Here is a 13,346-nt window from a genome sequence, read left to right as displayed (position 1 = left end):
CGGCATAACTGATAAGATTTTCGAAATGCACGCCTCTGGTAAGAATGGGCCGACTACTTTGGAGAGAACCGCTCGTGCGACGGACCGGCAAAGGCGTAAGAAAGGCTCCTGCCGAGAGAACGTTTCAGCAGAAGTGCGTATTACAAATTCACTGAACAAATGTAAAAGAAAGAGTTCACATTGTCAAAAGAAATGTTTACCAATCAAAGGTTGTTAGGCTTCATTTAGAATGCAGCATGAAAGCCTAGCGTCGATCGGGAGAGGATGATTATGGAACGAAAGGAAATACGCGGGTTTCGAGCTGATCAATTATCACAATAAAGAAAAACGACGTATCTATAAAGCCCACAGATTGTGTCTTCTCTGTGGGCTTTGTGTTTATAAAAATAATTCTTGTTTCTACGACGAGTGTGATCCCATGGACCGGCTTCGCATCACCGACGCAACGATGGCTACCGTTAGTATCAATACAATGACAAGCAGCGATATCTCAATGGGGATCTTATAAACATCCACCAGCATCATTTTCGCGCCGACAAATATCAGCACAGCCGATAGTCCGTACGCCAGATAATGGAACAACTGCATGATCCCCGCCAGCGCAAAATACAGCGCGCGAAGGCCGAGGATCGCAAACACGTTTGAAGTATAGACGATGAACGGGTCGGTGGTGATCGCCAGGATCGCCGGAATCGAATCAACTGCAAATATTAAATCCGTCGTTTCAATAACGATCAAAACGATCATCATGGGCGTCGCCAGAAGTTTTCCATCGACGCGCGTCAGAAATTTCGAACCGTCGTAAGCATCCGTCACCGGAAAATAGCGCCTGAATAATCTGATGGCCGGATTTTTGTCCGGCTCGATTTTTTTATCTTTTTGCAACGCCATCTTGATTCCGGTAATGATCAGGAACAATCCGAATACGTATACCGTCCAATGAAACTTGGCGATCAGGGCTACGCCGGCAAAGATGAATATGGCCCGCATAATCAATGCGCCGAGAATACCCCAAAACAAAATTTTGTGCTGATAGAGCGCCGGAACATGGAAATAAGTGAATACCATAATAAATATGAAAATATTATCGACGCTGAGTGATTTTTCAATAACGTAGCCGGTCAGAAATTCCAGCGCTTTTTTCTCTCCCATCCAGAAATAGATAAGCACGTTGAAAACAAGCGCAAGACATATCCACACCGCACTCCAGGTCAGCGCCTCTTTCATTTTCACTTCGTGCGACTTACGATGAAATACGCCGAGATCCAGCGCGAGCATCGCGAGAACAAATACGTTGAATAATACCCAGTACCACAATTGGTCGTTCATGAAATTCCTCTACGTTTGTGTTTTATTTATGAATTAGTGCCCCACCGTACACAAAAAAACCGACATTTGCAAACAATAATCTTTTTCCAAATGCCGGCTTTATTGAACTTTATTTATTCGGCTAATTTCTCCGAAACTTTATCTGTCGTCGCTGTTTGTCCAAACATTCGTCCTAAAAACGCTCGTGACGAGTTCGTCTTTTCTTCGAGCCATGAATAGGCGGTCGGAACGATGACCAGGGTCAAGAAAGTGGATATGAATAATCCGAAAATTACCGCAATTCCCAAAGGCCTCCAGAAGTCGCTGCTCTCCGCGCCGATAATGAAATGTAAGTTTCTCCAGTCGAAATCTATCCCGGTCGCTAACGGTAAAATTCCAAGTATGGTCGTCGTGGCGGTAAGGACAACCGGCCGAAGGCGCGTTCGCCCGGCTTCTGCAAGCGCTTCATCTAAAGTTAATCCGCTCTCCCTCAGATGTTTGGTAAAGTCCAAAAGCACGATCGCGTTCTTCACCACAATGCCGGCCAACGCGATCACGCCGACGCCCGTCATGATAATTCCAAATGGCGTTCCGGTTACCAGCAGGCCGATAAAAACTCCGATCAATGACAGCGGCACGGACGTCATGATGACAATCGGCACTTTGACCGAATTGAATTCCGAAACTAAGACAAGAAAAATCAAAAGTATCGTTATAATCAAAGTCCGCATGAGGAACGCGGCGGCTTTATCCTGCTCTTCATTTTCACCGGTATAGTCGATTTTATATCCGCTCGGCAAATTAAATTTTCCAAGTTTGCCTCTCACATCGTTCAGCACATCGTTGGCAAGGCGTCCTTGCACATCGGCCGTAATGGTGATCACGCGCTTGAGGTCTTTGCGTTTGATATTGGCAATACCGTTTGACCGCACGATCGTCGCAACAGATACCAACGGCACCGATAAAAGTTTTCCTTTATTGTTCATGAATGTAATGTTCAGATTTTCCAGATGGCTTGGCGAATTGCGCTGTTCTTCGTTAAGCCGTACTGTGATCTTGTATTCATCTTCGCCAACTCGGTATTTGGAAGCTTCCGTTCCGTTGATCGCCGTTCGTACGACGTTCGCGATCTGCGCCGTGCTCATTTCAAGCATGGCCGCTTTTTCGCGATCGACCATGATCTGTATTTCAGGTTTACCTGCGTCATAATCATCTTTAAGATCCACCAGGCCTGGAATCGTTTTGATCATGTCCTCGATTTGCAGAGACAACGCGGTAAGCGTTTTAAAATCCTCGCCTGAAAGTTCCAGACTAACCGGCGCGCCAACCGGCGGGCCGTTCTCCTGCGCTTTTACTTTGATGTCCGCGCCCGCAATACCGACCGACACTTTACGGATTTCTTCCTGTGTGATAAAAGAATTTTGCCCCCGTTTCATCTTTTCGTAAAAATTGACGGAAATCTGCGATTTATTAGGCGTTCCCTGGCCGCCGAAATCGAACGGATCTTCGGATGTCCCGACATTGGCCACCATAAATTCCATATCGTCTACTCCGCGAACGTCCTTCATACGCGATTCGAGAACTTTAGTGATGCCGTTGGTTCTTTCCAAAGGCGTACCGGGCGGCATCGCTACGGCAATAACCACCTGATTCGGTTCCGTGTTGGGAAAAAATTCTACCCCTTTGCTGAATAGCGAGAATAGAACCGTCATGACGATCAAAAAAACGCCTGCCGCCACAACTGTAAACGTCTTATGCCGCAGCGTCCAATGAATTGTTCCAACATATTTCGCCTGCGCCATGGGGAAGAACTGTGTGTCAACAGCATGGTACAGCCTGGCAAATATATTGTACTTTTTCCATACGCTCGGATGAAGCGCCGACAACCTTGCTTTTTCAATCTCTTTATGATAATCGATAAACTGCGCGCCTTGCGTCGGACTGATAATGTACGCTGTGAATATAGATGCGCTCATCATGATGATCAAAGTCATCGGGAGATAATACATGAAATCGCCGATAATACCCGGCCAGAATAACATCGGAAAGAATCCGGCGATGGTTGTCAGTGTGGACGTTGCGACCGGTATGGCCACTTCCTTAGTGCCGTCTTTGGCCGCCTGGATCGGGTTTTTTTTGTACTCATGCTGATGCCGGTAAATATTTTCAATGACCACGATCGCGTCATCCACCAAAATCCCAAGAACAAGTACCAGGGCAAATAAAACAACAAAATTCAGCGTAATACCCATAAGGCCGAGAATAATAAACCCGATCAACATGGACAGCGGAATGGCGGTGCTGATTAAGAAAGAATTTTTTAGGCCGAAAAACATAAAAAGAACCAGCACTACTAGGAACATGCCGGTCATGACGCTGTTTTCCAGTTCAGACACCATACGTTTGATCTCGATCGACGCGTCGTTGGTAACACTTAATTTCAATCCGGGAGGAAAACCGGGTTTCATCTCCTGCAGAATTTTTTTCACTTCATCGGCAATTTGAATCAGATTTTCACCCGCGCGTTTCTTAACATTTAATGTGACCACTTCCTCGTTATTTAGCCGGCTGAAAGTGAGCCTGTCTTCGAAGGCATAATTAACCGTCGCCACGTCACGGACGTAGATCGGCCGGCCATTGCGCATTTTTACGATAAGATCTTCGATAGGTTTGGGCGTTGCAAATTGTCCGGGAATCCGCACGGTATAATCGGCATTGCCTGTATTGATCGATCCGCCGGGCGTATTCAGGTTTTCTTCCCTAATCGTATTCACCACATCGCTGAAACCGATATCATATCCCTTCAATCGATTGACGTCGCAATTCACTTGTATTTCGGGTTCTAGACTTCCTGAGATTTCTGCGCTCAAAACGCCCGGCACCGCTTCGATCTTATCCTGTATATCTTCCGCGATCTTTTTCAAACGCGATAGTCCGAGTTCTCCCCCAACCGTAACAAACATGATCGGAAATTCACTGAAATTGATTTCCGAGATCATGGGCTCCAGAATGTCGGTGGGCAATTTAGGTTTGGTTTGATTTACCTTATCGCGAACGCGCCGCATCGCCTCGTCTATATCGATGCCGGTTTCAAATTCTACACGAATAGTGGAAAGCCCTTCTTTGGAAGAGGATGAAATTTCTTTGATATCTTTCAGTGATTTTAGTTCCCGCTCCAGCGGCTGAGTGACCAGTCCTTCCACATCCGACGGGCTGACCCCGACGTACGGAACTGAAACAATGACCAGCGGTATCGTAATGTCCGGAGCGGCTTCGCGGGGAAGGCTGCTGTAGGACATCGTTCCCATAAACACAATAATTGCAATTAGAATATATACTGTAACCTTATTATCAACGGCAAGATTCCATGGTCTCATAAAAGTACCCCTAAATTCTCAAAAATGAATCGATATATTGGTTTAATGTGTTACGAAGCAAACGTAAGACGTGCAACATGAGACAACTACTTTTGTGTCTGCGGTTCATGTCTTGCGTCTCGCGTTTTCATTCCTGAATTCTAATTTTTTGTTTATCGATCAGATTCTGAAATCCGACGGTAATGATCTGATCGCCCTCTTTTAGCCCTTTTATTACACGCACAGAGGAACCGTCAGAACCGCCCAAAGTCACCAGCCGTTCCTCCGCAACACCGTTATTCACTACATAAACAACTAATCTGCCCATATCAACCTGTTGAATATAATCCTGCGATATCAGAATGGCTTTGGCAGATGAAACAAGCCGTAGTTTTATCGACGCGATCATTTGCGGCTTGAGTTTCCCCTGCGCATTGGTAAAATTTATTTCAACTGGAATACTGCGATTATCCGGATTCACCGCGGCGGCAATAAAACTGATCGTTCCTGCAAATATTTCCCCTGGATACGCATCGACGGTAAACTCCACCGGCAAGCCAAGGCGAAGTTCTTTGGAGTGCCGCTCGGGAACTCCTACCATGACTTTCATCTGATTCATATCAATGACCTGAGCGATTGGCATGCCGGGCCCGATCAATTCGCCTTCATCCGCGAGACGGTCATTAAAAATGCCGCCAATCGGGCTGGTGATCACGGTTTTATCCAGGCGTAATTTAGCCATATCGGCCTGGGCTTTGGCAGCGTCGCGCTGATATTCCAGATTCTTCAGTTGCAGGGCGGAAATCGCCTGTTCTTCGAACGCAGCCTTCTGCTTTTGATAATTTACTTCGGCCATATTATAATTTGCTAAAGCCGCATCGTAAGCGGCCTTCAACATCGCGTCATCGATCTTAGCCAGGGTCTGTCCTTTCTGAACATAACCGCCCTTATCGATCTTCCAGGAAACAACGCGTCCGCCTTCTTCCGCTGGAATGACAATATCGTTTCGCGATTCGACAGAGCCGGTTAATTGAATGGTCTCGGCAAAATCTTTCAGTTGAACGGGTTCAACCTTTACAAAAACTTCGGATTCTTTTTCTGTTCGTTTTTCTTTCCCGTTTTCTGCATTCGAAGAACCGCAGGCATAAACGGATAAACTCAAAACGGCCGCGGTCGTGATGATAATAATTCTCATAATTTCCTTCATACTCTTTTGATTATATGTTTTTAGTACCGCTGTGTTTATTTGACGTATCCCGCAGATGTCGCGAATTTCGCAGAACCATTTCCGCGATATATGCGGGAATGATTTTACTTTGGATCGTGATAACTAATCAGTTCTTCGAGATCCGTTTTTGCCATAGAATAATCATAAATAGCCTGAATGCGGTTGAGCCGCGCGCGCGTCAGCGAAAGATCCGCATCGTTGAGTTCCAGCTGCGTACCCGATCCCGTGTTGTATCGCGTTTTGGCTATTTTATAACTTTTCTCCGCAAGCTCGACCGTCCGACTCTGCCCAGCAACACGTTTTTGCGCTTCCTCCAGGCGCAGCGCAACGTTTTGCATCTGCGTTTTGAGCGTTTCGCGCGTATCGTTGATCTGCTGCTGCGCTTTTTGTTTATCCGTAATCGCCTGCTTAATACGCGCTACGGTCTGCATACCGCTGAACAGATTGATGCTCAAGGTAAGCCCGGCTTGTGATGAGGCAATAAAGTCTTTGCCGCTGACACCGAGTCCATTGCGTTGCGCCTGCCATTGATAATTTCCAAACGCGGACAGCGTAGGCAAATATTCAGACCGGTTTATGGCGATCAATTCCTCCGTCACCTGCTTCTGGTAATTCAACGCTTTAAGGCCGGCATTTTCTGTGGCCGCCATTAGAGGATCGAGAAGCGTACTATCCACCGGCGAAAAATCAAGCAGCCCTTTGACTGAAATCATCGCTTCGGCGTTCATACCGAGTTGAACTTTAAGCGCGTTGGAAGCTACAAGAACGCGCTGTTCCGATTCGATCACCGTGGGACGAATATTTTCGACCTGCACTTCAGAGCGAATAAGATCGTAATCCGATACGATCCCCTGCGCGTGCAGTATTTTAACATTTTTAAAATTCTCCTCCGCATTAGCCATGCTCGCTTTCGTTGTTTCAAGAACCTGCTGAGCAAGCAGCACATTATAAAATGCCCGCTTGACGTTAGCAATAGTAGCGTTATACGACGAGAGAAACATTTCCCGCGAAGCTTTCTGGTATATCTTGGCGGTTCCGACGCCGGTGAAGACGATAGAATTAAATAAAACCTGGCTGGCATTAAATCCCATTTGATAGGAGTTTTCTGTGCCTATTTTAATTCTGGAAACCATGGTGTCCACCGTAAATACGATTTCCGGAGTTTTAAATGTATGCGTGTAGGTTCCGCCAAATGACAGATTGGGCATCGCATATCCGTAGGCTTCTTTTACCTGCGCGTCCGCTTTCTGCATTTCCAGCCTCGCGATCGCAAGCTGCCGGTTATTTTTTACCGCCTGAATGATCGCATCATCCAAAGTTAACGTCTCTGTTGCCTGCGCGTGAAGAAATCCCGTTATAAAGAACAATAACAGTATTGACCAACGTATCATATTTATCTCCTAAGATTCCGTTTTTGCTTTAATACCTTCTATCAACATATCAATAGCTGCTTTCCAGCTTTTTTCAAAATCCATTTTTTTATCGAGATGCCATTGGATCATCAATCCGTAAAACATAGCGTCCACGGTATCGGACAGTGCTTCCGGATCGATGTCCGGCCTGAATAGTTTTTTTTCAATAGCAACCTTTACGAATGCAACGGCTTTCTCACGGGTCTCATTGAAATTCTCCACCAACGGACACAGCACTTCTTTGTTTTCGATGGAACGAGCCCACAGATGAAAGAAAAATTTATAGTGATTTTTGAGATCCATCTGCGTGATCACATACGAAGGATATTTATAAAGAAGTTGATCCAAAGGAAATTCCAACGCCATTTTATAAAGTACGTTCTCCCCCCTCTTCATCCAGTTTTTGATAAGCGCTATGATGAGGTCGTCTTTACTTTTGAAATGCCAATAAACCGCGCCTTTACTTAAACCGGCATCTTTTGCGATCTCTTCCATCGTTACCATTTCAAAACCGCGTTTCGAAAAACAATTAAAAGCCGACTTCAGAATTTGCTCTTTTCTTAGATCTTCTGATTCGTGTTGTGCCATAACTTAATTTCAAATTTTGAATACTAAATTTTAAATTCAAAATTTATAATATCTTAATTTACAATTTCAAATTAAACATACCGACCGGTCGGTTTAATATAGAAGAATAAAACTCATTGTCAATTGTTTTGTGAAACAATTACTTTGGTGTGATACGACACAAATCAATGAAGTTTCAATTAATTTTGTTTTTTAATAAGCGCGGCGCAGGCAACTAAAGCCCAGGTTCCTTCGAGGATAACAAAAGGCCAATAGTCGATGAGGTAGGATGCGTATCCGGAAATAACGGCTCCGGCAATATTGAGAAGAATGTAGGTATAACTGTCCGTTGAGATCTTCCTGAACACGTTCAGAAAAAAAGCGAGAAGCAGAAGTCCAACACCGATCGAGCCGGTGAGAATGGGAATGTCCATGAAGGCCACATTAGTTTTATAATTATCAAAATGCGAACGTGCGATCCAAACTCCGGTACTGGATCGCTTCGCTGATATGTTCCGGACGAATCGATTCGCTCGAGCTGCAATCGGCAATCGTTCGCGCCACTTTCAAAATGCGGTCATAAGCCCTTGCTGACAATCCAAGCTTCGTGATCGCCATCTTCATTAATTCCGCGCTCCGCTCGTCTATCTTACAGAACTGCCGTATCTCCTGCGATTCCATATCGGCGTTACTGAAAATCCTCCGGCCATGGCGTGAGATTCTCTTAAATCGTTCGATTTGAATTTTCCTCGCCTTCATCACGCGATCCCGAATCACGGACGACTTTTCCCCGCTCGCCTCGCCCGCCAGTTCATTATACTTGATCGCCGGGCACTCGATATGAATGTCGATGCGGTCCAGCAGTGGCCCTGATACTTTGGCCATATACCGCTGAATGACCGGCGCCGCGCATGAACAGGCATTATTAGGATCGCCATGATACCCACAAGGACATTCCTGCGTTGCCTTTCTACCGTCAGACCAAAACTGCGATAAAGCCAAAGCCTTATCCCAAGGAGTTACTCACAATTGGTGATCATATAAAGAAAAAAAGGATCGAATGTAAAATCTTTCAAACACAGCTTGCAGATATGCTGGGTGTTGATGAGATAACTATAGTAAACTGGGAGAAAAACTACAGCACTCCTAAAGTCAGTATGTTTCCAAAGATCATTGAATTCCTTGAATATGAGCCTCAAAATAAAATAATTACACTTGGGGATAAGATCAAGGCTTACCGGCGGAAATTAGGCTTGAGCCAAGAAAAGTTCGCCAAGAAACTCGGCATTGATGCATCCACATTAAGGAAGTGGGAATGGGGCAATGTGCAGCCAAGCTCTGTGTTAAAGGAAAGATTTTTGAAGTTCTGTAAAATGCTAAAGGTCGATTTATGATTAAATCAGTATCGGGTTAGTGTTCGAATGCAATTAAATTAGCTTGTCTTATCTAAATCGGTAAAGGAGAGTAATTTTCATTTCCTAGAAACGGTCCATGTCCCGAAAGAATTATTTTGTGACCAAGTTCCAGAAATATGATCTCCCGCCGCCTGACCTACATATTCTCTTACCACACCGTCGCCATATCTATACTTAAAGTTTATATAGTCTCCACAAATCTCGCCACGAAGCGAGGAAGAACCCCTTGAGCCAATATAACTAACTTTTCCAACAAAAACCTTACCCTCTTGTTTTAGTGAAAGCTTAAATCTAGTTTGATTTACCTCCAACGGATTCCAAAGACCACCTCTTTCCCACTTCCCTTCCCAATTTCCTGATATGTTAGAGGGCATCCCATCGCATTCTCCTACCGACCAGTAACCGACAGAACCATCTGAATCTTGAAAACTGCCAAGAATTTTCCAATTCTGATCAAATATTAATTGCCCGCAAAAAACATCTCGTTTACCGTTATTTGCAAACTTTCCCCGGAATATTAGGACAACTCCGTTTTTATTGTATGCCGGAATCGTAATTGGAAAATACAGAGGAGCGTGTAGTCTTGAGGTCAAAAAAAGAGAGGTTGAATAATTTCCTTTTCCGAAATCCATTTGTAATTCCTGATCGCTCCCCCTAAAATTAACCTTTGCACTGAACCTATCTCCATAAAGATGTGTTAAATATAATGTGACAACCGTGTTAGATGCATGACCGAGCCACTTACCAGGTACCTTAGATGCAATAATTTTTACTTCATTTTTCCATTTTTCTTCAGCTTCTTTTGCTTGCTTGTTAAGCCATTGTTGCCAAAAGAAATATGTCAAGATCAAAAACAGACCTGCAAATACATGCCACAGTATGAAATTCTTACCGCTGCTTGAGGTATTGGACGCAGAGGTACCGTCTCCTGAATCGTTATTTGAAGCGCTTGTTTGGACTATTTTCTTTTTAGACTCATCTCTAGGATGAGCGCCATGATGCTGTCTAAATTTTGTGCCAAGTATAGATTTCTTGTTTTCTGAATACCCAATTTTTTCATGTTCTTCATTAAAGTGTTGGATGTATTTGCCTCTAAGGAAACTCTCCTTTGGTTCTGAGGTGCCCGTTTTGTTTCCATCCTTGTCGTAAAATTGTGTATAGTGTTTGGTCTCGAGAAAACTTGTTTTTTCTTCCGATATCCCACATTTGTCTCCGTTTTCACTGTAATGTTGTGTGTATGTTTGTCCAAAAAGAGTAGTCTTCTCTTCCGAAGTCCCGCATTTATTCCCATCCTTATCATAGTGCTGAATATATTCATTACCAAATAAACTCGTTTTCTTTTCTGAATGGCCACTCTTTTCGCTCATGAATTTCCTCCTTACCGAAAAACGTTTTATTGGTCACGAGGCTGTCTATTGACTAAATTTATTGCCTCTTCCATACTAAAAGCAAGTATGAAGTTCGAACAATCACCATCATTATCACCAGAGAACAGTTTTTATCAGAGAGCTTTAGAAAAAGTTAACTCGTATATTAAAGAAATTGACCCGGATTTAAGATCTGAAATTGCATCTTTCACTATAACCCCCAATGATCCGTCAGCAGAAAAATATACGACGTTCGCACTAAAATTCTTTTCAGTCTCAAAGCCAAAACTCAATTGGACAATGGAAATCGAACAGAACGACAACTATATCAACAATCGTTTGGAAAACATCATTAAAAAAATATATAAAGAACAACTAACTCAATAGGGCTGTAGAAGAAATTTATTAGCATTTTGACTATTGTTTAATTCTTCTCATAGAATCGAGGACGACTTTTGCTATGCTCTCTCGTTTACTGGTTCGCTCATTTTCTTCAACTAGGTTGTGCTCAACCCGAACCCTATAACCTTTGATCCGTTTTTCGTGCTTGGCTTCTGATTCAGCAGATGAATCCAAGTAGTCGATTAGAGCATCCGGTTCGAAAAAGAGAGCTTTCTTTTGATCAGACTGAGTCAATAATTCTGATGCGAGTTCCTGTATCCTTTTGAGCTTCAGTTTCTTATAAGCACACAGAATAACAACACCGTATCCCGCAACTAAACATTTCTTAATATTCTGGACTTCATGTTCTGCATTTGTTGTAATCGAAATTTCACAGGCGATTTTTACACCGTCTTTTTCCAACCCCACATCGACTCGTCCTCTTCCGTCTTCTGTGGGCTCTTCGATCACAGCCCTATACCCCCTCTCCTCCGCGATCCGCTTGATGAGTGTTTGCAGATAACGATGTTCAGACACTTTAGAATCATCCACTAGAGTTGTTTTATGGAAGTCCACCTCCTCTGAATTAGACACTTCTTTGTGAGATACAACCGGTAGGATTGGTTCATTTCTCTTGGTTTCTATTTGATCATATTGTGCGGTCTTTGGCCTATGACCGTATCGCTCTCTCATCAAATTCAGAATTTTTCTACTTTTGTTTTCTACATCGTTTTGAGATAAAGAATTGAATGCATGTGTTCTCAGGTTGAAATCGTTTTCCGAATTGTCGATTCGGCAAATAGCCTCGCCCACTCCCAAGCTAAGAAAATCCTTTTTTGTAAAGTAAGAGAATCCCTCTTGAACTTTCTCGGCATCGAATTCAGAAAGTCTAAAATAAACACGTGTCCCAGCGTTCGTAATTACCGAATGAGCTAATTCGGTGTCTGCATCCCAGAGTTGACGCAATCCCTGATGAGCCAATATGAGACCAAGATTGAACTTTCTGGCACCTGATAAAACGGCGCTCATGGTCGGAGTTATGAAATCTTGGAATTCATCTATATACAACCAGAAATTAGATCGATGAGACTCAGTCTGCCTAGATAGCACAGCCTGATGAATCTTGGATACAAGAAGCGATCCTAGGAGAGAACTGTTTTCTTTACCGATCAGACCGTGAGATAGTTTGGCGATAAATATTTTCTTTTCATTGATAATCTGCTTAAAATCCAACCCCTCTCTTTTCTCAATAATCCGCCTGATAATTTTGGGTCTAAAGAAGGTATCAAGACGTGTGAGGATTGAAGCTAAAGTATTGCCCTTGAGTAACGGATACTCATTTTTCCAAAAATACCGAATTTCTTCATCTCTCACTGTTTCCAAGAAGGTCTCGCGATATTCTTTGTTTATAAGAAACATCCGAAGGTCAAGTAAGCTACCAATTTTCTCGTTTTCAACAAAAGCTTGAACGGCGTTTCCAAATACCGCCGACATTTGATCGCCCCAACTTGTCGATAATCTCTTGAAAGCCGCCACCAAGTCACTCGCAATCACATTTCTATCTGTCTCCGTTTGAGCTTCAAGAATATTCAGACCAATCGTGTATTCTGGGTTTCCCGGATCGAAAAGAATAATGTCCTTAATGCGGTTCTCTGGAACGTGTGAAATAATCTCGTCAACGAGGTCTCCGTGAGGATCGAGTACTGCCAGTCCTTCTCCGCGCTCCATATCATGAATGATAAGATTCAGTAGGAGATGGGATTTACCGCTGCCGGTTGAACCGCAGATGTGAATGTGTTTCACTCGCAATTCCGGTGAGAGTGAAACTTCTAGAGATTTTCCTTGATGAATGTTTTCTCCGAGCATTAACGAATTGCCCATTGAGACTTGAGGTGCTTTTTTTGTCTTTTTCACAAGCCTTCTAAGCTTTTCTGATCTAATAGAACTGGATGGCAAATGAACGAGTGAAATCAGTTCGTCCGAATTCAAAATCATTCCCGAACGATGCGTCTCTCGGCTGACTACATCCTGTTTGTGCTTTGCATTATCATAACCTTCATTTGTAAGAGGAATTAATCCGTTGCTTTGCGGAAGATTCATAATACCCAACGCAGAACTCAGATTCTTTACCTTATCCCACGCAGACTTATTCGTTTGACCTGTTCCAATTACCCTTACAACAACAGCAAAAAGAGGTTTCATAATCTTTTCTTTTGCAAGGAATAGCATTTCTGGCGCATCTGCAAAAAAACAGCCACCTCGGCAGTCGCTTACAGCCCGCATAATGTGGTCCGACCAGGGGGAATGTATTG

Annotated in this window: 11 protein-coding genes; 2 read left to right on the top strand and 9 right to left on the bottom strand. The window is 43.7% G+C overall.

Annotated features, from left to right (window positions below; genetic code table 11):
- Nucleotides 1-399: 399 nt before the first annotated feature.
- The 7 genes from F9K33_10420 to F9K33_10390 form a co-directional block, all read right to left on the bottom strand.
- A complete protein-coding gene (locus tag F9K33_10420) occupies nucleotides 400-1,329 on the bottom strand; it encodes a TerC family protein (protein KAB2879103.1) in 930 nt (309 codons plus the stop codon).
- A gap of 113 nt (nucleotides 1,330-1,442) precedes the next feature.
- Nucleotides 1,443-4,685, bottom strand: a complete 3,243-nt coding sequence (locus F9K33_10415) for an efflux RND transporter permease subunit (protein KAB2879102.1) — start codon at nucleotides 4,683-4,685, stop codon at nucleotides 1,443-1,445.
- Between the two features lie 127 nt (nucleotides 4,686-4,812).
- Nucleotides 4,813-5,871 carry an efflux RND transporter periplasmic adaptor subunit gene (locus tag F9K33_10410; protein ID KAB2879101.1) on the bottom strand — a complete coding sequence of 353 codons (1,059 nt, stop codon included), beginning with the start codon at nucleotides 5,869-5,871 and terminating at the stop codon, nucleotides 4,813-4,815.
- 104 nt (nucleotides 5,872-5,975) lie between these two features.
- On the bottom strand, nucleotides 5,976-7,283 hold the full coding sequence (locus tag F9K33_10405; GenBank protein ID KAB2879100.1) for a TolC family protein: 1,308 nt from the start codon (nucleotides 7,281-7,283) through the stop codon (nucleotides 5,976-5,978).
- Nucleotides 7,284-7,292: 9 nt separating this feature from the next.
- On the bottom strand, nucleotides 7,293-7,892 hold the full coding sequence (locus F9K33_10400) for a TetR/AcrR family transcriptional regulator (protein KAB2879099.1): 600 nt from the start codon (nucleotides 7,890-7,892) through the stop codon (nucleotides 7,293-7,295).
- A gap of 179 nt (nucleotides 7,893-8,071) precedes the next feature.
- The gene (locus F9K33_10395) at nucleotides 8,072-8,305 is read right to left on the bottom strand and encodes a hypothetical protein (GenBank protein ID KAB2879098.1); all 234 of its coding nucleotides are present in this window, start codon (nucleotides 8,303-8,305) and stop codon (nucleotides 8,072-8,074) included.
- A gap of 25 nt (nucleotides 8,306-8,330) precedes the next feature.
- A complete protein-coding gene (locus tag F9K33_10390; GenBank protein KAB2879097.1) occupies nucleotides 8,331-8,873 on the bottom strand; it encodes an ATP-binding protein in 543 nt (180 codons plus the stop codon).
- Between F9K33_10390 and F9K33_10385 the strand changes: the two genes are divergently transcribed.
- Entirely contained in the window at nucleotides 8,834-9,265 is a 432-nt protein-coding gene (locus tag F9K33_10385; GenBank protein ID KAB2879096.1) for a helix-turn-helix transcriptional regulator, read from the top strand. The two genes, F9K33_10390 and F9K33_10385, sit on opposite strands and share 40 nt — an antisense overlap.
- Before the next feature lie 77 nt (nucleotides 9,266-9,342).
- Here F9K33_10385 and F9K33_10380 read toward each other — a convergent pair whose 3' ends face one another.
- Nucleotides 9,343-10,653, bottom strand: coding sequence for a hypothetical protein (locus tag F9K33_10380; protein KAB2879095.1), 1,311 nt, complete (start codon nucleotides 10,651-10,653; stop codon nucleotides 9,343-9,345).
- Nucleotides 10,654-10,701: 48 nt separating this feature from the next.
- Here F9K33_10380 and F9K33_10375 point away from each other — a divergent pair, with 48 nt between their 5' ends.
- Entirely contained in the window at nucleotides 10,702-11,040 is a 339-nt protein-coding gene (locus F9K33_10375; GenBank protein ID KAB2879094.1) for a hypothetical protein, read from the top strand.
- Between the two features lie 30 nt (nucleotides 11,041-11,070).
- Here F9K33_10375 and F9K33_10370 read toward each other — a convergent pair whose 3' ends face one another.
- The gene (locus F9K33_10370; protein KAB2879093.1) at nucleotides 11,071-13,317 is read right to left on the bottom strand and encodes a type IV secretion system DNA-binding domain-containing protein; all 2,247 of its coding nucleotides are present in this window, start codon (nucleotides 13,315-13,317) and stop codon (nucleotides 11,071-11,073) included.
- Between the last annotated feature and the right edge of the window lie 29 nt (nucleotides 13,318-13,346).

It is taken from the genome of bacterium, from assembly GCA_008933615.1.
In the GTDB taxonomy this organism is placed as follows: domain Bacteria; phylum CLD3; class CLD3; order SB21; family SB21; genus SB21.
Note: the sequence above shows the minus strand (reverse complement) of the source record. Positions and strands in the feature narration are given on the sequence as shown.